Origin of the sequence: Plastoroseomonas arctica, assembly GCF_018128965.1 — a bacterium.
GTDB lineage: Bacteria > Pseudomonadota > Alphaproteobacteria > Acetobacterales > Acetobacteraceae > Plastoroseomonas > Plastoroseomonas arctica.
Map to the genome: position 1 here is coordinate 127,831 of NZ_JAAEDH010000008.1, position 19,238 is coordinate 147,068.

At 70.7% G+C, this 19,238-nt stretch carries 23 protein-coding genes; 10 read left to right on the forward strand and 13 right to left on the reverse strand.

Features of this window, described 5'->3' with window-relative positions; all coding sequences use genetic code 11:
* Nucleotides 1-13: 13 nt before the first annotated feature.
* Nucleotides 14-349 carry a (2Fe-2S) ferredoxin domain-containing protein gene (locus GXW79_RS09150; protein ID WP_211874069.1) on the reverse strand — a complete coding sequence of 112 codons (336 nt, stop codon included), beginning with the start codon at nucleotides 347-349 and terminating at the stop codon, nucleotides 14-16.
* A 104-nt stretch (nucleotides 350-453) separates the two neighbouring features.
* Between GXW79_RS09150 and GXW79_RS09155 the strand changes: the two genes are divergently transcribed.
* Both GXW79_RS09155 and GXW79_RS09160 read left to right on the forward strand, forming a co-directional pair.
* On the forward strand, nucleotides 454-924 hold the full coding sequence (locus GXW79_RS09155; RefSeq protein WP_211874070.1) for a methylated-DNA--[protein]-cysteine S-methyltransferase: 471 nt from the start codon (nucleotides 454-456) through the stop codon (nucleotides 922-924).
* A complete protein-coding gene (locus GXW79_RS09160) occupies nucleotides 921-1,895 on the forward strand; it encodes a quinone oxidoreductase family protein (RefSeq protein ID WP_211874071.1) in 975 nt (324 codons plus the stop codon). The genes GXW79_RS09155 and GXW79_RS09160 overlap by 4 nt, the downstream gene beginning before the upstream one ends.
* Before the next feature lie 3 nt (nucleotides 1,896-1,898).
* Here the strand turns inward: GXW79_RS09160 and GXW79_RS09165 are convergent, their stop codons facing one another.
* The gene (locus GXW79_RS09165) at nucleotides 1,899-2,189 is read right to left on the reverse strand and encodes a 4a-hydroxytetrahydrobiopterin dehydratase (protein ID WP_211874072.1); all 291 of its coding nucleotides are present in this window, start codon (nucleotides 2,187-2,189) and stop codon (nucleotides 1,899-1,901) included.
* 47 nt (nucleotides 2,190-2,236) lie between these two features.
* Between GXW79_RS09165 and GXW79_RS09170 the strand changes: the two genes are divergently transcribed.
* Nucleotides 2,237-2,629: a metallopeptidase family protein gene (locus GXW79_RS09170; protein ID WP_211874073.1), complete on the forward strand. Its 393-nt coding sequence runs from the start codon at nucleotides 2,237-2,239 to the stop codon at nucleotides 2,627-2,629.
* On the opposite strand, the gene GXW79_RS09175 is transcribed toward GXW79_RS09170, so the two are convergent.
* Both GXW79_RS09175 and GXW79_RS09180 read right to left on the reverse strand, forming a co-directional pair.
* Complete coding sequence (locus GXW79_RS09175; RefSeq protein WP_246503842.1) at nucleotides 2,630-3,085, reverse strand: copper chaperone PCu(A)C; 456 nt, start codon at nucleotides 3,083-3,085, stop codon at nucleotides 2,630-2,632.
* A gap of 134 nt (nucleotides 3,086-3,219) precedes the next feature.
* Nucleotides 3,220-3,774, reverse strand: coding sequence for a histidine phosphatase family protein (locus GXW79_RS09180; protein ID WP_211874075.1), 555 nt, complete (start codon nucleotides 3,772-3,774; stop codon nucleotides 3,220-3,222).
* A gap of 156 nt (nucleotides 3,775-3,930) precedes the next feature.
* On the opposite strand from GXW79_RS09180, the gene GXW79_RS09185 reads away from it, so the two are divergent.
* On the forward strand, nucleotides 3,931-4,605 hold the full coding sequence (locus GXW79_RS09185; protein ID WP_211874076.1) for a Tim44/TimA family putative adaptor protein: 675 nt from the start codon (nucleotides 3,931-3,933) through the stop codon (nucleotides 4,603-4,605).
* A 9-nt stretch (nucleotides 4,606-4,614) separates the two neighbouring features.
* The gene (gene mltA / locus GXW79_RS09190) at nucleotides 4,615-5,811 is read left to right on the forward strand and encodes a murein transglycosylase A (protein WP_211874077.1); all 1,197 of its coding nucleotides are present in this window, start codon (nucleotides 4,615-4,617) and stop codon (nucleotides 5,809-5,811) included.
* An 18-nt stretch (nucleotides 5,812-5,829) separates the two neighbouring features.
* Here the strand turns inward: mltA and GXW79_RS09195 are convergent, their stop codons facing one another.
* From GXW79_RS09195 to GXW79_RS09225, 7 genes are all read right to left on the reverse strand, one after another.
* The gene (locus tag GXW79_RS09195; protein ID WP_211874078.1) at nucleotides 5,830-7,026 is read right to left on the reverse strand and encodes a YbfB/YjiJ family MFS transporter; all 1,197 of its coding nucleotides are present in this window, start codon (nucleotides 7,024-7,026) and stop codon (nucleotides 5,830-5,832) included.
* A complete protein-coding gene (locus GXW79_RS09200; RefSeq protein WP_246503843.1) occupies nucleotides 7,023-8,477 on the reverse strand; it encodes a sensor histidine kinase in 1,455 nt (484 codons plus the stop codon). The genes GXW79_RS09195 and GXW79_RS09200 overlap by 4 nt, the downstream gene beginning before the upstream one ends.
* Nucleotides 8,478-8,490: 13 nt before the next feature.
* Entirely contained in the window at nucleotides 8,491-9,171 is a 681-nt protein-coding gene (locus GXW79_RS09205; protein ID WP_211874079.1) for a winged helix-turn-helix domain-containing protein, read from the reverse strand.
* A gap of 81 nt (nucleotides 9,172-9,252) precedes the next feature.
* Nucleotides 9,253-10,299: a S1C family serine protease gene (locus GXW79_RS09210; RefSeq protein ID WP_211874080.1), complete on the reverse strand. Its 1,047-nt coding sequence runs from the start codon at nucleotides 10,297-10,299 to the stop codon at nucleotides 9,253-9,255.
* Nucleotides 10,300-10,354: 55 nt separating this feature from the next.
* Entirely contained in the window at nucleotides 10,355-12,784 is a 2,430-nt protein-coding gene (gene hrpB, locus GXW79_RS09215; RefSeq protein WP_246503844.1) for an ATP-dependent helicase HrpB, read from the reverse strand.
* 76 nt (nucleotides 12,785-12,860) lie between these two features.
* A complete protein-coding gene (locus GXW79_RS09220; protein WP_211874082.1) occupies nucleotides 12,861-14,240 on the reverse strand; it encodes an amidase in 1,380 nt (459 codons plus the stop codon).
* Complete coding sequence (locus GXW79_RS09225; RefSeq protein WP_211874083.1) at nucleotides 14,237-14,416, reverse strand: hypothetical protein; 180 nt, start codon at nucleotides 14,414-14,416, stop codon at nucleotides 14,237-14,239. Before GXW79_RS09225 ends, GXW79_RS09220 begins: the two co-directional genes overlap by 4 nt.
* Nucleotides 14,417-14,562: 146 nt before the next feature.
* Here GXW79_RS09225 and GXW79_RS09230 point away from each other — a divergent pair, with 146 nt between their 5' ends.
* From GXW79_RS09230 to GXW79_RS09250, 5 genes are all read left to right on the forward strand, one after another.
* Nucleotides 14,563-14,976: a hypothetical protein gene (locus GXW79_RS09230; RefSeq protein ID WP_211874084.1), complete on the forward strand. Its 414-nt coding sequence runs from the start codon at nucleotides 14,563-14,565 to the stop codon at nucleotides 14,974-14,976.
* On the forward strand, nucleotides 14,973-16,103 hold the full coding sequence (gene opgC / locus GXW79_RS09235; RefSeq protein WP_211874085.1) for an OpgC domain-containing protein: 1,131 nt from the start codon (nucleotides 14,973-14,975) through the stop codon (nucleotides 16,101-16,103). The genes GXW79_RS09230 and opgC overlap by 4 nt, the downstream gene beginning before the upstream one ends.
* Nucleotides 16,104-16,148: 45 nt before the next feature.
* Complete coding sequence (locus GXW79_RS09240) at nucleotides 16,149-16,718, forward strand: RNA polymerase sigma factor (RefSeq protein WP_246503845.1); 570 nt, start codon at nucleotides 16,149-16,151, stop codon at nucleotides 16,716-16,718.
* Complete coding sequence (locus tag GXW79_RS09245; RefSeq protein WP_211874087.1) at nucleotides 16,718-17,365, forward strand: NrsF family protein; 648 nt, start codon at nucleotides 16,718-16,720, stop codon at nucleotides 17,363-17,365. The genes GXW79_RS09240 and GXW79_RS09245 overlap by 1 nt, the downstream gene beginning before the upstream one ends.
* Before the next feature lie 70 nt (nucleotides 17,366-17,435).
* A complete protein-coding gene (locus tag GXW79_RS09250; protein WP_211874088.1) occupies nucleotides 17,436-17,624 on the forward strand; it encodes a hypothetical protein in 189 nt (62 codons plus the stop codon).
* 25 nt (nucleotides 17,625-17,649) lie between these two features.
* On the opposite strand, the gene GXW79_RS09255 is transcribed toward GXW79_RS09250, so the two are convergent.
* Nucleotides 17,650-18,621 carry a Bug family tripartite tricarboxylate transporter substrate binding protein gene (locus GXW79_RS09255; protein WP_211874089.1) on the reverse strand — a complete coding sequence of 324 codons (972 nt, stop codon included), beginning with the start codon at nucleotides 18,619-18,621 and terminating at the stop codon, nucleotides 17,650-17,652.
* A gap of 20 nt (nucleotides 18,622-18,641) precedes the next feature.
* Complete coding sequence (leuD, locus tag GXW79_RS09260) at nucleotides 18,642-19,238, reverse strand: 3-isopropylmalate dehydratase small subunit (protein ID WP_211874090.1); 597 nt, start codon at nucleotides 19,236-19,238, stop codon at nucleotides 18,642-18,644.

The following is a 19,238-nucleotide window of genomic DNA, read 5'->3' on the forward strand; positions in this document are numbered from 1 at the left end:
CACGTGAAACACATTAGGTTTCGGGTAGCATCAAATGCCGCACACGCTCTCCACGCACGAGGTGCGCTTCCAGCACCGCATCGACATCCGCGGTGGTTCTGATCGTGTACCAAACGCCGTCGGGATAAATGACCATCGTCGGGCCGTACTCACAGCGATCCAGGCACCCAGCCATGTTCACCCGAATGTCTCTCAGGCCGAGCTCCTTGACACGAACCTTCATGTAGTCGCGCAGCGTCTCGCTCCCGGACGCCGCACAGCTGCCGCGCTTGTGGCCGTCCGGCCGGCGGTTGCAGCAGACAAAAAGATGCGCACGGAAATAAGGCGCCGGATCAGCGGAACGGGTCACGTTGAGGCCTCGGACATGGGTTCGGATCGCATGTGGCAACGCTTCCGCCGGGCCACCAGGGGCATGGCTTGACGCATGCCGCGCGAGGGCGTTCCCATCCCGCCATGCCGCAACTCTCCTTCCTTACGCCACTGGGCGATATCACCGTTTCCGAGGAAGCCGGCGCGATCATCGCGCTCGATTGGGGCCGTGGTCGCGACCAGGATGAGACACCGCTGCTCAGCGTCGCGCGCTCCCAACTGCAGGATTACTTTGACGGCAGTCGCATGGTCTTCGACCTGCCGCTGGCACCAGAAGGCACGGCGTTCCGAAAGCGCGTCTGGGCCACGATGTGCACCATCCCCGCGGGCGAGACGCGCAGCTACGGCGCCGTCGCCCGCAAGCTTGGTTCGGCGGCACGCGCGGTCGGCGGCGCCTGTGGCGCGAACCCCATACCCATCCTCATTCCCTGCCACCGGATCGTGGGTGAACAGGGCGGGATCGGTGGCTATTCGGGCGGCGAAGGCCCGGCTACGAAGCGTATACTTCTGGCGCTGGAAGCAGCGGCCGTCAGCAAAGGGGTTGCCTCGCGATGAACCATGCCATCCGCGTCCATGAGAATGGCGGCCCCGAAAAGATGCTTTGGGAAGAGGTGCCGATGCCAGCCCCCAAGGCCGGGGAGGCACTGATCCGCCACAAGGCCGTGGGCCTGAACTACATCGACGTCTACTTCCGCACAGGCCTGTACAAGTCACCCTCCATGCCCGCCACGATCGGCATGGAAGCCGCCGGCGTCGTCGAGGCGATCGGCGATGGGGTCACCGAGGTGGCCGTCGGCGACCGCGTTGCCTACGCGACCGGTCCCATCGGCGCTTACGCCGAAGCGCGTACGCTCAAGGCGGACCGCCTGGTGAAGCTGCCTGACGCGCTCAGCTTCGAGCAGGGTGCGGCGATGATGCTCCAGGGCATGACCGCGCAATACCTGCTCAAGCGCACCTACCCGGTGAAACGGGGCGACACCATCCTCGTCCACGCCGCAGCCGGCGGGGTCGGCCTCATCCTCTGCCAATGGGCGAAATCGCTGGGCGTGACGGTCATCGGCGTCGTCGGCAACTCCGCCAAGGCGGAGCTTGCCACGGCCAATGGCGCCGCCCACACCATCCTCTCCAGCGAGGATATTCCTGCCCGGGTGAAGGCGATCACCGCTGGGGCCATGGTCCCGGTTTCCTACGACAGCGTCGGCAAGGACACCTTCACGGCTTCGCTCGACAGCCTCGCCCCGCTCGGAACCATGGTCAGCTACGGCAATGCGTCGGGCCCCGTGCCGCCTTTCGATGTCGGTGTCCTCGCTGCCAAGGGCTCGCTCTATCTCACGCGTCCCTCTCTCAACACCTACACCGCGAAGCGCGAAGACCTGGTGGCCTCGGCAAAGGACCTGTTCGAGGCGGTGGTCTCGGGTGCCGTCAAGCTCAGCATCAACCAGCACTTTGCGTTGAAGGACGCCGCGGAGGCGCACCGCGCCCTCGAAGCGCGGCAGACAACCGGCAGCACCGTCCTCATCCCCTGAGCGTCAGCCCAGGGCGTCGATCGCCTGCGCGAGGCGGATGTCCCTCGAAGACAGCCCACCCGCGTCATGGGTGGTCAGCGTGATGGTTACCTTGTTGTAGACATTCGACCATTCAGGATGATGGTCCTGCGCCTGGGCGAGCAGGGCCACCCGGCTCATGAATCCCCAGGCTTCGGAAAAATCACCAAACTGAAAAGCACGGGTCAGCGCATCCCGCGCCGGGGTCAGGTCCCAGCGCGGCAGCGCCGTCGCCAGCCCGGCACGCGCGCCGTCGTCAAGCGGTTCGACAGACATGGGTCTCTCCCTTGACCCCGGCGCGGCAGCGTCGCCATCTGCACCCCATGCGCCATGGCACCCCGCCCACCACCGAAGACATCCTCGACATGGCGGAGACCGCGCTCGATGCAATCCCCGTCAGCCTGCGCGAAAAGGTGCGCGGCACCGCCATCCTCGTCGAGGAGGTGCCCGACGACGAGACCCTGGCCGAACTCGGCCTCGAAAATGTCTGGGATCTGACCGGTCTGTACCGCGGCGTGCCGCTCACCCAGAAATCCAGCGCCGACACGGCAATGGAGCCGGACACCATCCTGCTCTACCGCGAACCCATCCTGCTTGAGTGGATCGAGACCGGTGAGGACCTCTTCGCCCTCGTCCGCAACGTGCTCATCCATGAAATCGGCCATCATTTCGGCCTGTCGGACGCCGATATCGAGCGCCTCGAACGCGACGACTGATCAATGGGCGGGCTGGCGCGCCCCGGCAGCCTGCACGGCAAGGCGCACCGTCACCTCACCCGCGCGTTCAAAGCGCAGCGTCAGCGGGACCTCGCCGCCCACCGCGAGCGGCGCGGTCAATCCGATCAGCATGATGTGCAGCCCGCCGGGCGCCAGCGTCACCGTCTGCCCGGACGGCAGCGCGATATCGGTCACCGGCCGCATCCGCATCACCTCGCCCTCCCGCGACATGGTGTGCAGCTCGACCGTGCGCGCCGCCGGCGTGCTGGCGCCGAGCAGCCGGTCGGCCGCCGCTCCGCCATTGCGGATGCTGAGATAGCCTGCTCCCGTGCCATTCGCCCCGGCCGCGCGCGTCCAGGGATGTCCGATGACAAGGTCTCCCTGGCGGAGATCCTGCGCGGCAGCGGGAAGGCTCGCGAGAAGCCCGGTCAGCAGGATGCGGCGATTGAGGCCCATGGACATGCTCCGTGAATAGCGAAGGCGGATCCGGCTCTTGGCGACATTGCCCCGAACAAGCGATCGCAGCCGCCGCTCGCGCCATCTAGCGCGTTGCGCCAGGCCGGGCCAGTTGCCGCCACGGGACAGCCTGATCAGGGCTTCCAGATTATCTTTTCCGGCGCCGGCTGCGTCGGGTCATACCGCAGCCAGGTGCCGTTTTGCGCACTTGTCCCGGTCAGCGCGAGAATGAAGCCCCAATGCGAGACCACCAGCGTGTGCGGCCAATCCGGATGCACCGCCATGGATCCCCGGAACTCGGCGGCGCGCGCGATGACGCCCTCCGCCCCTTCCTCGGCCTGCGGCCACCAGATCTCCTCGACGTGATCGAGCGTGAGATCCGGCCACGCCCCGGCGAGCTGGCTGATCGGCGTGCCGATGTCGCAGCTGAAGGCATAGCGTTCACGAACCACCGGCGTGATCGTCACCGGCAGCCCGAGCTTCCGCGCGACCGGCGCGGCCGTCTGGAGCGCACGCGTATAGGGGCTCGCGATGATGCGCCGGATGTCTTCGCCCGCCAGCGCCTCCGCCGCCGCCTCCGCCTGTTCATGGCCGAGCGGGGTGAGCTTCGGGTCCACGATGCCGGGATCCTTCCGGGTCGCGGTAAAGTGCAGGTTGAATTCGCTCTGGCCGTGGCGGAGCAGGATCATGGGCGAGGGTTCCGGCAGGGGTCCGGCCGATGGCGTAGCCGCGCCGCGCCGTCCAGGCAATGCGCATGTACCGCGGCGCCCACGCGCCCCAGCCGCCTCACCCTGTTGCAGCGGCGGCCGCGCGTGCTTATGTGACGGCGCTGCAAGGAGCATATTATGCAAGGCGGGTTCCCGATCGACCTGATCCTCTTCGCGATGGTGGCGGCCTTCCTCGTGCTGCGCCTGCGCAGCGTACTCGGCCGCCGTCAGGGCTTCGAGCGCCCGCCGCAGGCGGAGCCCGGCACACCGGCCTATGATCCGCGCGGTGCGCGACCCGCCGAGCTCGACCCGAACCTGCCGCCGCCGCCTTCGGACACGCGCCGCGGTCTGCCCGACGCGACCTCTGCCGCCGGCCAGGCGCTGTCGCGCATCCGCTCTGCCGACCCCAGCTTTGATCCGCAAGGCTTCCTCTCCGGGGCCGAGGGCGCCTTCCGCATGATCGTGACCGCCTTCGCCGCTGGTGACCGCGAGACGCTGCGCAACCTGCTCTCGACGGATACCTATGCCGGTTTCGAATCCGCCATCACCGCGCGCGAGGCCGCCGGCGAAACCCAGCGCACCGAAATCCGCGGCCTGCACGAACTCGCGATCGACAATGCCGAGCTGCGTGGCAACATCGCCTCCGTCACCGTCCGCTTCATCTCGGACCAGGTGAACCTGACCACGGCGAAGGACGGCTCCATCGCCAGCGGCGCCGAGGCCGTGGTCGAACTCAACGACGTCTGGACGTTCCAGCGCGAAATCGGCTCCACCGACCCGACCTGGAAGCTAGTGGCGACCGGCGCCGCCTGACCCAAAGCCATGCGGCGGCTCGCCATCGCGTTGCTGCTGCTACCGCTGTCTGCTTTCGCGGCCGATCCGCCGGGCCCAGCCTTCCCACCGGAAATTCCCTACGCCACCTTGCCGAACTGGCGTGCCGATGCGCTCGTCGAGGCCTTGCCACCGCTGATCGCGAGTTGCGAGGCCAACGCTCGGGCCGGTGCGCCGCAGCGTGGTCTCGCCGCTCTGCCTGCCGAGACCTGGGCAGCCGCCTGTGCCGAACTCGTCGATCTCAGCGCCCGGCTGCGCCGCCTGCCGCCGCGTCAGCGCAACAACGCGGTCCGCTCCACGATCGAGGCGCAGTTCACCGCGCACGCGATGGGCGAGGGGCTCCTGACCGGCTATTTCGAACCAGTGCTACACGGTCGCCGCGCGCCCGACGAGCGGTTCCGCACGCCACTGCACGCCGCGCCGCCTGACCTCCCTGCCGCCGGCGCCCCAACCCGCGCCGCCATCGAGGCCGGCGCCCTGTTCGGGCGCAACCTCGAACTCGCCTGGCTCGCCGAACCGTGGGAGGCGTTTTTCCTGCAGATCCAAGGCTCCGGCCGCATCCTGCTCGACGATGGCGGCGTGCTCCGCCTCGGCTATGCCAGCCAGAACGGCCACCCCTACGTCGCTGTGGGCCGCCTGCTGATTGCCTCCGGCGCCATTGCGCGTGAGGCGATGTCGATGCAGGCGATCCTCGGTTGGATGCGCCAGGAAGGCCCGGAGGCGGCCAGCGCCCTGATGCGCGCCAATCCGAGCTACGTGTTCTTCCGCGTGGTCGAGGGCCTGCGGCCCAGCCAGGGTCCGCTCGGCGCACAGGGGGTGCCGCTGACGCCGCGCCGCTCCGTCGCGGTGGACCCGGATTTCATCCCTCTCGGCGCCCCGGTCTACATCGCCACGCGCGATGGTGCGCAGCGCCGCCTCACCGTCGCGCAGGATATCGGTGGCGCCATCCGCGGCCCCGCCCGCGCCGACCTCTTCCATGGTTGGGAGGAGGGTGCCGCCGAGGCCGCCGGCCGCCAGCGCGATACCGCGCTCATCTTCGTGTTGTTGCCGCGCCGCGCCGCCGTCATCGCGCCGCATCATGTCCCACCCGACCTGTCCGCCACGCGCCTCCGCGTGCCCGGCGCAGGGATCACTCCCGTGAGGCAGGCCGCCAGGCGTGATCCCCGCCGAGTGCGGGCCGAAGAATGACCCAGCCGTCATCCTTCATCACCGCGGCCCACGATCGAGCAGCGCCACCACCAGCCCCGCCACCGACAGCGCAAACCCCGCCGCGAAGATAGCCAGGTGGCTTTCCCCGGTTGCCGCGAACAGCGCCGCCATCGCGAAGCCGCTGACGCTCTGGGTCACCGCGAAGCCGATCGTCACCCGCACGAACAGCACCCCGGCCAGCATGCCTGCCCGCTCCCGCGCCGAGGTCAGCGCGACCGCCGTGATCCCCATCGCAGCGAACCCCGAGAACAGCGCCGCCGCGATGATCGCCGACTGTCCGGGGATCAACGTCAGCCCCAGCGCCGCCACCTGGAACCCCAGCCAAAGCGCATTGGCGCGCCGCCCGCCGATGGCGCCCGCCACGCGCCCGCCGATGAGCGTGCCCGTCATGCCGCCCAGCCCGAACAGCAGCCAGATCAGCGACCCTGCCGTGAGATCGAAGCCCCGCCCCCGCACCGCGAGATCCGCCAGGTAGACCATCACCGGCACCAGCCCCGCCCCGGACAGCGCGTAGGACACCACCAGCGCGCGCGCCGCCGGTACCTCGCCGCGCAAGGGGATGGCACTCGCCGCCGCCGGCGGGTCAGGCCAGCGCCGATGCGCGAAGGCGAGCAGCGCGAAGACCAGCGCCGACAAGGCGAGCCACGTCGCCGACAATCCCAGCGGCAGCGCCGCCGGCACCACCAGCGCCGACAGCGAGACCCCCGCACCAACCCCGCCGATCACCACGCCGGAGGCCGCACCGCGGCGCTCCGGTGCCACCACCGCCTGCACCGCAGGCCCGGCGTTGGCCATCAGCACGCCCCCGGCAAAGCCCGCCACGCCGCGCCACAGGGCGAGCCAGACGAGGCCGCCATTCCAGGCGCAGGTGGCGAAGGCGAGCGCCACGAACGCCAGGCCGACACTCAAGGTGCGCGGCACGCCGTAGCGCCGGGCGAAACCACGCCCCGACAAAGTGCCGGCCAGGTACCCGGCGAGGTTCACGGCACCGATCAGGCCGGCGCCGGCGCCGTCTACCCAGCCGGCGGCGACCATCGCGGGAAACAGGGGGACGTAGGCGAAGCGGCCCAAGCCGATGCCGGAGCAGGTGGCGGCGGCGCCGGCGAGGGCGGTTGCGAAAAAGGCGGGGGCGCTGCCCCCGGACCCCCGCCCGGGTATGGAGGCATACCCCGGACCCCACCGGAACAATTTCACGCCGGGGCGATGCTCAGGACCGCGCGCAGGCCGCGTCGGCCAGGCACCACCAGCGCATCGGTCAGTGTCAGTCGGCCGCCATGCAGGTGCGCGACGGCTTGCACCAGCGACAGGCCGAGGCCCGAACCGGGGCTGCTGCGCGCGGCGTCGGCGCGGAAGAAGCGCTCGCCGGCGCGAACACGGTCCGCAAGGTCGATGCCCGGGCCATCATCGGTCACCGTGATCTCGGCGCCACCATCCGACAGTGCCCGCGCGCTCAGCAGCACATGGCCATCCTCGGGCGCGAATTTCACCGCGTTGTCGAGCAGGTTGGCCACCGCCTGGAACAGTAGGTCGCGGTCACCCACGATGTCGATCCGGGCCGGAATGCGCGTCTCCAGCACCTGGCCGTCCGCCTCAGCCGTGGCGCCATAGATATCGGCCGCATCCGCCAGCAGCGGCGCCAGGTCGAGCGGCGCGAAGGCCCGCCGCCGCGCACCCGCCTCCGCCTCGGCAATCCGCAGCAGGGCCTGGAACACCCGGCTGATCGCATCCAGGTCCGCGATCCCCTGCTCCACGCCCTGGCGCAGCGCTGCCTCGTCCGGAGCCGTCGCCAGCGCATCCTCGAGCTGCGCGCGGGCGCGCGCGATCGGCGTGCGCAGGTCGTGCGCGATGGCGTCCGATACCCCGCGCACGCCGGTCATCAGCCGGTCGATCCGCTCCAGCATGGTGTTCATCGTCCGCGCCAGGCGGTCGAACTCGTCGCCATGGCGCGAGATCGGCACCCGGTGCGACAGGTCGCCGCCCGCAATCGCCATGGCGGTCGCGAAGGTCGGTCGCAGCCGCCGCGCGATCAACCCGCGCATCGCGGAGGCTCCCAGGACACCGAAGGCGACCGCGGCGCCGAGCGACCAGACCAGCCCCTCGCTCAGCAATTGCCGCAGGCGCAGCTTCTCGTCGATATCGCGCCCGACCAGCAGGCGATGGCCGCCGGGCAGGTCGATGTCATGCAGCCGGGCCTCGGCCGATGCGCCCTCGCGCATCACCGTCGCCGTGCTCCAGGCGCCGGGGGCATCGACCACGCTCGGCCAGGCCTCGAGGTTGCCGGCCAGCACCCGGCCATCCGGAGCGCGCAACATGTAGATTGCGTGGTTCTCGACATCGACGGCCAGGCGGTCGCTGATCGCGTCCACCACGGCGCTGATCCCGCCCTCGCGCCCGCGTTCGGACAGGGCCAGCCCATCGGCCCGCACCGTCGCATCCGTCTGCCGGTCGAGCGCGCCGGCGGTGCCCCACCACAGCACAGCGGTAAAGGCGACAGCGGCGGCGATGAAGGTGATGGCGAAGATCAGCGCGATGCGCGTGCCTGCGCTGCGCATAAGCCCCGGCGGGCCGACGGGCAGCATCGGCGGCAGCGAATGTCCTGCCGCGGGCGTGCTCTCGGGCGGCGCGATGGGCTTGATCCGGGCCATCACGCGGGGCCGGTCACGGCTCGGCGCGAATGAGGTAGCCGGCGTTGCGCACCGTATGGATCAGCGGACGGTCGAACCCCTTGTCGAGCTTTTGCCGCAGCCGGCTGACATGCACGTCGATCACGTTGGTCTGCGGGTCGAAGTGATAATCCCACACCTTCTCCAGCAGCATGGTGCGCGTCACCACCTGGCCGGCATGGCGCATCAGGTGCTCCAGCAGGCGGAACTCGCGCGGCTGCACGTCGATGCGCTTGCCCGCCCGCGTGACCGTTCGCGACAGCAGGTCCAGCTCCAGGTCGGCGACCTTCAGCCGCGTCGCCGGCGTGTCCGAGGCCGGGCGGCGGCCCAGCGCCTCGACGCGCGCGAGCAGCTCGGCAAAGGCGAAGGGTTTGACGAGATAGTCGTCGCCGCCCGCCTTCAGCCCCTTCACCCGCTCATCCACGGCCGAGAGTGCGGAGAGGAACAGCACCGGCGTCTTGTTCGATTGCGCGCGCAGCGTCTCGACCAGCCGCACCCCATCGACGCCGCCGGGCAGCATGCGGTCCAGCACGAGGATGTCGAACTGCTCCGAGGCGGCGAGGAACAGCCCGTCGCGGCCATTCGGCGCGTGCTCCACATTGTGCCCGGCCTCCTGGAGGCCCTTGCGGACGAAACGGGCGACTTCGGCGTCGTCTTCGACGAGGAGGATGCGCAAAGTTCTGGTTCCTAAACAAACCTCGCCAGTCTTAGCGCCGCCATGCCGCGCCGCGCTAGACCGGCCACCGAAGTAGCGCCCCTACCCGTTATTCGCCGGCCGACGCCCGATCTGCACCGCGACCTCCTGCGGCCGCCCGTCGCGGGTCAGCGTCAGGCGCACCGTCTGCCCCGGCGGAAGCAGCGCTACGCCGCGAACCAGCGCGCGCGAGGTCTCCAGCGGCTCCCCGTTCAGCAGCGTCACGACATCGCCCTGCCGCAGCCCGGCGCGCGCGGCGGGGCTGTTGCGCTCGACGCCCATGACGATGGCCCCGCGCGTGCCGCGCCCCGCCTCCGAGGCATCCTGCACGGCCACGCCCAGCCAGCCGCGCTCCACCCGCCCGCCGCGGATGAGCTGCTCCACCACGGGGCGCGCAAGGTCCGAGGGCACCGCGAAGCCGATCCCCGCCGAGGCGCCCGAGGGCGAATAGATCGCCGTGTTGATCCCGATCACCTCGCCGGCCGTGTTAAACAGCGGGCCGCCCGAATTGCCCGGGTTGATCGGCGCATCGGTCTGCAGGAAGTCATCGAAGGGCCCGGCGCCGATGTCGCGGCCGCGGGCCGAGATGATGCCCACCGTGATCGACCCGCCGAGCGCGAAGGGGTTCCCGGCCGCGACCACCCAATTGCCGACCCGCATGGACGACGACACCCCCCAAGGCACCACCGGAAGCGGCCGCCGGCTGTCGACCTTGAGCAGCGCGAGGTCGCTCAGCTCATCCATCGCGACCAGCCGCGCGACCAGCTCCGTCCCGTCCTGCAGGCCCACCACAACGCGGCTCGCGGTGCCGACGACGTGGCTGTTGGTCACGACGAAGCCGCTGGCCTCGATGATGAAGCCCGACCCCGCGCCGCGGATCTGTGGCGCCGCCCCCGGCCCGCGCGGCCGGTCCTGTGGGGCGCGGCGCCCGGCGCTGCCGACATTGCTGCCGCTGACGTTGATGTTCACCACTGCCGGCAGCACGCGCTCGGCAAGATCGGCGAAATCGGGCAGCGCGGCGCCACGCTGGGCGAAGGCGGGCAGGGCAGGCGAGGCGGCCACGGCGGCAATCCCCGCGAGCAGGCCGCGGCGCAACGGCAGATCGGTCATGATGAAGCCTTGGTGGTGAAATCCAGGCGGTATGTGCGTCCGCGCGGGCCAGCCTTCAACCGGGTGCGCCCGGGTCTTCCGGCCAGGGGTGGCGCGGGTAGCGGCCGCGCATCTCCTTGCGCACCTCCGCCCAACCAGCCTTCCAGAAGGCGGCCAGGTCGCCGGTGACCGCGATCGGCCGCCCGGCCGGCGACAGCAACGACACCTGCAGCCCGACCTGCCCCTCGGCCAGCCTCGGAAGCCTGGCCAGGCCAAACAGGTGCTGGGCGCGCGCCTCCAGCGTCGGCGTTTCGCGCGCATAATCGATCGCGGCGCTGCGCCCGCCAGGCAATTCGACGCGCACCGGCAACGCCGCATCCAGCGCGCGCCTCTGGCCATGCTCAAGCCGCGCGCCCAGCACCGCGTGCAGGTCGATGCCCGCAAGCTCCGTCAGCTTCGTTCGCCCGGCGCAGTACGGCGCGAGCCATGCCGCCGCCGTCGCCGCGAGCGTGGCGTCCGACACATCAGGCCACGCCTCGCCGGCCACGCGCCGCATCCAGCCGATCCGCGCCTGCAGCTGCCGCGCCGCATCGCTCCAGCGCAGGTCGCGCAAGCCCCGCTCGGCCGCAGCCACCGCCAGCGCCTCAGCAATCACCGAGGGATCAACCCGATCGAGCGGCGTCTCCTCCAGCACCAGCGGCCCGAACATCAGCCGCCGCCGTGCCAGCACCGCGCCGGCCCGGGCATCGAAGGCTGCCCCCTCCTCGCGCCTCAACCGCCCCGGAAACCGCGCTTCCAGCAAGGCGCGGTCCAACGGTGCGGCCATGCGGATCCGCGCCTCCGTCCCTTGCAGTTCCAGGTCGGCGACTGCCAGCAGCGGCGCCTTGCGCAGCGGGTCCGTCCCCGCAAGCCGCGCCCCCTGGCCCGAGGCCAGACGGAACGCCCCCTCCATGGTCCCGCGCCTGGCAGCGATCCGGTCGGGAAACCCCGCGGCCAGCAGTGCCGCCGGGTCACCCTCCGCCCGCGTGCCGGCCGAGACCCCCAGCCGCCGCCGATGCAGCCCGCTCGCTCGCCGGATGCGCGCCAGGGTCGCCCGGTCCACCGCCGGATCATCGCCCCCCTGCATCAAGGCTAGCCGCAGCCCGATATCCGCCGGCGCCTCCCGCCCGCGGATCGGGTCCCGCTCCTCCAGCAGCGCGGCGAGGTCGGCGGCCAGCGCCGCCTCGCCCTGGTCCCGCGCCTCCAGCATCAGCCGAGCCAGGCGCGGATGCGTCCCCAGCCGCGCCATGCGCTTCCCGGTCTCGGTGATCCGGTCCTCCGCATCCAGCGCATCGAGGTCCCGCAACAAGGCCCGCGCCGCCGCGAGCGCGCCCGCCGGCGGCGCGTCAAGCCAGGACAGCATCGCCGGCAAAGCGCCCCAGGCCGCGCAATCCAGGGCGAGGCCCGACAGCTCCTCCTCCAGAATCTCCGGCCGATCCGCCGCCGGCAGGCCGCGATGCAGCGCCTCCGTCCACAGCCGATACGCCACGCCCGGCGCCTCCCGCCCGGCCCGACCCGCCCGCTGTTCCGCCGCCGCGCGCGAAATCCGCAGCGTCGCCAGGCGCGACAAACCCGTCGCCGGATCCAGCCGAGGCGCCCGCCGGAACCCGCCATCCACCACGATCCGCACTCCAGGCACCGTCAGCGAGGTCTCCGCGATCGAGGTCGCCAGCACCACCCGCCGCCGAGCCCCCTGCGTCAGCGCCCGATCCTGCTCCGCGACAGGTAACTCCCCGTGCAAGGGCAACACATCCGCATCCAGCCCCGCGAGCTTCTCCGCCGTGCGCCGGATCTCCCCCCACCCCGGCAGGAAAGCCAGCACGTCCCCCGGATTGTCCCGCATGGCCTCGCGGATGGTCCCGGACATCGCCTCGGGCAGATCGCGCGCCTCGGCCAGTTCCCGCGCGCGATGCACCACCCGCACAGGATGCGCCCGCCCCAGGCTCTCGATGACCGGCGCTCCGCCCAGCAACCCCGCAAACGCGGCACCATCGATCGTCGCCGACATCACCAGCAGCCGCAGCTCCGGCCGCAACCCGCGCTGGATGTCGAGGCACAGCGCCAGCGCCAAATCCGTATCCAGGTTCCGCTCATGCGCCTCGTCGAAGATCACGCACGCCACGCCCTCCAGTCCAGGGTCGGATTGCATGCGCCGCACCAGCAGGCCCTCGGTCAACACCTCGATCCGCGTGGCGGCCGACACCGACCGATCCAGCCGCGTCGACAGCCCCACGACCCCACCCACCGCCTCGCCCAGCGTGTCGGCCATGCGCCGCGCCGCGGCCCGCGCGGCGACGCGACGCGGCTCCAGCAGCAAAAGCTTGCCACCCGTCATCCAAGGCGCGTCGCGCAGGACCAGAGGGACGAGCGTGGTCTTGCCTGCGCCAGGGGGGGCGATCAGCACCGCATTCGAGCCTGCGGCCAGAGCCTCCAGCAGCGCGGGCAGCGCGTCGGAAACAGGGAGCAAGGCCGGGAGAAGGAATTCTCCCGGACCCTCTTCTTTTATTTTTGCCACTTGGGACCCGGCGAAAGAACGGGCCTCCTTACGACGCCACCTTCTGCCAGGGAACTGCACGCTCCCAGCCGGCCGCGGCGCCCAGCAGCGCGGCATCACCGAAATAGCGGCCCACCAGCTGGATCGCCATCGGCAGACCTGCCGAGGACAACCCCGCCGGCAAACTCACCGCCGGATGACCCGTCACGTTGAACGGCGTGCGCGCCTGCCGCGGATATGTCCGCTCCACCGCCTCCGGATCGTCGATCCGGCACGCCGTCTCCATGGAGCTCGCGGTCAACAACACATCAACCTCGGCGAACGCCGACTCCACCGCCGCAATCAGCTCCCGACGGCGCCGCTGCGCCTGCACATAGTCAGGCCCGCTCACGAAGGCGCTCGGCAACAAGCGCCGCCGCGTGATCCGCGCATAATCTCCCGGCCGCTCCCGCAGCCACGGCTCATGGATCGCGCCCGCCTCGCTCAACAGGATGGTGCGGTTGACCCCCGCGAACTCCCCAAGGCTCGGCAACACCACGTCGCGCACCACTGCGCCCTCCGACGCGAACACCCGCGCCGCCGCATGGATTGCCGCCCCCATCTCCGCCTCGGCGGGCTGATCCTCCTCGAAGAAGTGTCGCACGAACCCCACGCGCAGGCCCCTCAGGCCCGCCCCGAGCAGCCGCGAAAAATCCTCCGCCGGATGATCGGCGCTGCCCGGGTCGCCCGCATCGTGGCCCGCGATCGCGCTCAGCAGCAGCGCGCAATCCTCCACGCTCCGCGTCATCGGGCCGACATGGTCGAGCGTGAAGGCCAGCGGAAACACTCCCCGCCGCGACACAAGCCCATAGGTCGGCTTCAACCCCACGATCCCGCAATGGCTGGCCGGATGCCGCACAGACCCGCCAGTATCCGTGCCCAAAGCGACCGGCAGCATCCCCGACGCCACCGCCGCCCCCGAACCGGATGACGACCCGCCTGGATGATGCGCCGTGTTCCAGGGGTTCCGCGCCGGCGGAAACGGCAGGTCGAAGGCCGGCCCGCCGATGGCGAACTCATGCGTCGCGAGCTTCGCCGGGAAAATCGCCCCCGCCGCCCGCAGCTTCGCCACCGCCGCCGCATCTTCCGCCCTGCGATTCTCCAGCAGGATCTTCGAATGGCACGTCGTCACCTCCCCTGCGAGGTCGATGATGTCCTTCAGCCCCACCGGCACCCCGTGCAGCGGGCTGCGCGGCCCGCTCGCGGCGATCTCCGCCTCCGCGGCCTTCGCAGCCACGGCGGCCTTGTCCCACAGCGGCAGCAGGATGGCGTTGATGGTCGGCTGCAGCGCGTCGCAGCGCGCCTTGCAATCTGCCAGCAACTCCACCGGCGAGAGCTGCTTCGCGGCGATCGCGCGCGCCGCCTCGGCAAGACCCAGCGGCGCGCTCATCGCCTGGCCACCGCATAAGGCGGGATCGGCTCGGCCGCCGTAGCGGCGACGCGGGTGAAGCCACGGGCCAAGCGCGCCGCACTGTCGATCGCTTCGACCACGTCGGCCTTGTGGTCGCGCCAGGCGACCCCCAGTCCGCGCGCCTTGGCCAGCGCCTCCATCTCCGCATCCGTCATCGCGCCAATCTCCGGGAATGAATCACTCCACGAGCCTAGCAAGCGTCGAGCCGCCGCCAACCCCGGGCGCGATCCTGCGTAACCGGCGCGTAACCGGCAGCCCCTCGCCGGCGAAGCATCATCAAACCCGCTGGAGACCGGCTGCTGTGACTGACCGCGACACCGCGCCGCGAACGCTGACCTGGCTCGCCTGGCTGGCCACCGCCTGGATCGCGTGGGAGCTGCTGCACGACGCGCAGTCCAAGCTGACGGGCAATGAAGGGTCGGTGTATCTGTTCACCGTGTTGACCGACGGGCTGGGATTTCCGGGCTATGAGAGGGCGATACAGCTCGGCGTCGCCGTGGCGGCGATGACCACCGCCATCTTCGTGCTCATCTCGCGCAGCCGGGGGTTTGCCGGCTTGATGGCGGAAGGGATCATGGGCGGCGTGGTCGTCTTCCATCGGGCCAGCCCGCTCTGCGTCGACCCCTATGGCGATGGCGGCGCACTGTTCCGCGATGACCAAATCGCCCACACGCTCGCGCGCCACGCCGGCCCGCGCCGCGCCGTGACACCGTGACATCGCCGGTCGTCGAGCCGCGCCTGCCCGCGCGCCCGCCGCGCGACCTGCGCCTCGATATCCTGCGCGGCTGGATGCAGATCTCCATCTTTGTCGCCCATTGCGTGGGCTCGGTGATGGCCTGGGGAATCCATGCCGCCTGGGGCATTTCCGACAGCTCGGAGCAGTTCGTCCTGCTCTCCGGCATGCTGCTCGGCTCGGTCTTCACGCTCAAGCAGGCGCGTGGCGATGGGGGCGCGGCGCGGCGCGACATTCTCGCCCGCACCCTGCGGCTGTGGCGAACGCACCTCATCGTCTTCCTGCTGATGGCCGGCTTCCTGCTGCTGCTCGAACGCGCCCTCGGCCTGCCCGGCCTGGCGCTCCGCCAGGGCTGGGGCTGGCTGTTCGAGACGCCGCATTTCGCCCTGCCCGCCGCCGCCGCTATGCTCTACCAGCCCGAGAAGATGGGCATCCTGCCGATCTTCGTGGCCTGCATGGCGGGTCTGGCGCCCTTCCTCTGGCTCGCCGCGCGAATAGGCGCCTGGGCGCTGCTGGTGCCGCTCGCGCTCTATGCCGCGACCAATCTCGGCTGGATCGCGACGCCGGGCATCCACAGCGGGATTGCCTTCGACCCGCTCGCCTGGCAGCTCATCTTCTTTCTCGGGGCGTGGTGCGGCCGCCGCAGCCTGCTGACAGGGCGCGCACTGCCGCATCGCGCGATCTACCTGGCCCTCGCAGCGCTCATCGTCCTGGTGGGCTTCTACGCCCGCATCGTCGACGAGGAGATCCTCACCGGCCCCGCCATCCCGGGCTTCGATGTCCAGGGCAAGGAGATCCTCGCGCCGGGCCGGCTGCTGCACGCGCTCGCGCTCGCCTATCTCTGCGCCACGCTGCTGCCGCGCAGCGCGGGCTGGATGGAGAATGCCGCCGGCCGCGCGCTCGCCGCCATCGGCCGCAGCAGCCTCACCGTGTTCTGCCTCGGGCTGTTCCTCGCTCAGGCCGTCTCCGCCCTGCTCGAGCGCTTTCCCCGGCAGGCGCCCTGGCTAGACCCCGTGCTCATCGTCGCCGGGGCCGCCATCCTGGCGCTGTTCGCACGCATCCTCGACCTTCGCCGAACCCCGCTCGCGCATCCCGTCCAGGCAGGGTAGAACACGATGTCGGCATTCAGGCTGCAGCTGTTTTCGGGATGGGCCATGACGGCGGAGGCCGTGGAGTCTCGCAGCGACCGCGACATGCGCTGGTCGGCCCTGATGGCCGCGGCGCAGATGGGCGATGCGCGCGCCTATGACCGGCTGCTGCGCGAATGCCTGCCGCTGCTGCGCAGCATCTGCCGCGCCCGGCTGCGCGATGCCACCGAGACCGAGGACGCCGTGCAGGACGCCCTGCTGACCCTGCACCGCGTGCGCGCCACCTACGACCCCGCGCGCCCCTTCACGCCCTGGATTTCCGCCATCGCCGAGCGCCGCGCGCTGGACCGTGGCCGCGCGCGCGGCCGACGCACCGGGCGCGAGATCGAGCTCGATCATGCCGGCCCGATCATCGACCCATCGCTGCCCCCGGCCGAACGCGGGCTTGAACGCGCCGAGCTGCGTGCCGCCCTGCGCGACCTGCCGCCATCCCAGGCCAAGGCGCTCCAGCTCGCCAAGATCGAGGAACTGTCGCTGGCCGAGGCCAGCGCCCGGTCCGGCCTCAGCGTCGGCGCGCTGAAGGTCGCGACGCACCGCGCCCTGCATACGCTGCGCAAAAGGCTGGGCGCGCCCTGATGCTCACCGAGGACCTCATCTCCCGCATGTCGCACGGCCTCGCGCCGGTGCGCCGTCTGCCGAGCCCCACCGCGCTCACGCTGCGCTGGCTGGGCATCGCTGTCATCGTGGTCGCGGGCGCCGTCGCGCTGGTCGGGTTGCGCCACGACCTGCAGGCGCGCATCGACGCCGGGCTTGACCTGCGGCAGATGGCTGCGGCCGGCCTTACCGGCGTACTCGCAGCACTCGCCGCTTTCCAGCTCTCCTTCCCCGACCGTGATCCCCGCTGGGCGCTGCTGCCGCTGCCGGCCTTCGCGTTGTGGCTCGCCAATCTCGGCTGGGGCTGCCTGCAGGATTTCGCGCGCCTGGGGCCGGAGGGGCTGCACCTGACCACCAGCTTCCCCTGCCTCGCCTTCATCCTGGGCTTCGGACTGCCGCTGTCGCTCGCCATGGCCTGGCTCGGCCGCCATGCGGTGCTGATCCGCCCCGGTCCGGTCGCCGCCCTCGGCGGGCTGGCGGCGGCGAGCATCACCAATATCGGGCTGACCCTGACCCACCACCTGGACGCGGCCGCGATGGTGCTCGCCTGGCACGGGCTGGCCATCGCGGTGACGACTGGCGCGGCGGCGCTGCTCGGGCCCAGGGTGATGCGCGCCGCGGAGGCGTGAGGGAGGCCGCGTGCGGCAACCGGGCCCGTCCGGCGGGGTTTGCCATCCAGCCAACCCGAAGGAATCCGCCATGACGACCAAGCCCTCGAACCCCGGCAGTTCCCGCAAGGGCGACATCGACACGCGCAGCACCGACGCGAACGGGAAGCAGGCGGACGAGGTGGAAACCCACGCCGAGCGCGCGGGGAAAAAGCCGGACGGCGCCAAGAAGCCCGATGGCGAGACGAGCGGTGCGCTCAAGGACCAGGTCGGGCACTAGGTCACCCCTGCCCGGCGCCTGACCGTCAGCCGAGCGTGATCCCCGAAGACCGGATCACATCCGCAGCGACCCGCCGCTGCCCATCCAGCCAGGCTGCGAATTCTTCGGGCGTGTTGCCCACCATGATCGCGCCCGCCGGATCCATCCGCGCCCGTACGGAGGCCGCGCGCGTCGCATTCGCCACCGCCGTCGCCATGCGCATGATGATCGCCCGAGGCACCCCAGCCGAAGCGAACAGCCCGTTCCAGTCGTTCATGTCGTAGCCGGGAAACCCCTGTTCCGCGACGGTGGGCACATCCGGCATGGTGGCAATCCGCTCGAGGCTGGTCACCGCCAGGGCGCGCGCACGGCCCGTCTGGATCGGCGCCCGCACCGAGGAGGAGGTGATCAGCACCGCATCGATGCTTCCGGCCAGGATGTCCCGCGCCGCGTCTGCACCCCCGCGATACGGCGCATGCACCAGCCGGATTCCCGCCGCATTCTCGAACGCCGCCAAGGCAAGGTGCCCCATCCCGGCCGCAGGTGGCGTCCCCACACTGATCGTCGCCGGCCGGGCCTTCGCCAGCGCGATGAACTCGGCGAGCGTGCGCGCCGGAAAATCCTGCTTCACCGCGATGACCTGCGGGAAGGAACAGAACTGGCTGATCGGCACGAAGGCCGTGCGGTAGTCGAAGGCCAGGTCGCGCATAAGCACCGGGTTGGTCAGCTGGTTCGCGGCATCGACAAGGAAGGTGTAGCCATCCGCCGGCGCGCCCAGCGTGGCGTTCGCCGCGATCACCGCGTTCCCGCCGGTGCGGTTCTCGATGATCACGGACTGGCCCAGCTCCTCGGCCACCGCCGGCGCGATGGAGCGCGCGGCGGTGTCGGCGGCACCGCCCGCCGCGAAGGCAACGACCCATCGGATGGAGCGGTTCGGCCAGTCGGATTGCGCGTCGGCGCGCCGCGCCAGCAGCGGCGCGGCGAGGAAGGGGGAGGCGAGCAGGGCGCGGCGTTGCATGGAACGGTGTTCCCCGGTTCTTATCGGTTGTCGCGACCCATGCGGTGTTCGAAAGCGGCGATGTCGGACTCGTGGGTCAGGGTAAAGGCGAGTTCGTCGAGGCCCTCCAGCAGGCTTTTCTTTGCATAGGGGTCGATATCGAAGGACCAGGTGCCGGCTGCGGACGTCACCGTCTGCTCCGGCAGGTCGATCTCAATCTCCGAACCCGGAGACGCCTCCGCCTCCGCCATCAGCGCTTCCACCGCCTCGCGCGGCAGCACAACCGCGAGCACACCATTCTTCACGCAGTTATTGGCGAAGATGTCGCCGTAGGACGGCGCGATCACCGCGCGGATGCCATGGTCGAACAAGGCCCACACCGCACTCTCGCGCGAGGAGCCGCACGCGAAGTTCCGCCCGCCCAGGGCGATCCGCGCATCGCGCCAATGCAGGCGGTTGAGCGGGAAGTCCGGCCGCTGCTCGCCATCGGGCGCCTGGCGCAGATCATGGAACAGGAACTGCCCATGATCGACGGCGCGCGGCCGCGACAGGAAGCGCGCGGGAATGATCTGGTCGGTGTCGATATTGGCCCGCGCGAAGGGCACTGCGCCGGAACGCAAGCGAATGAACGGCTCCAT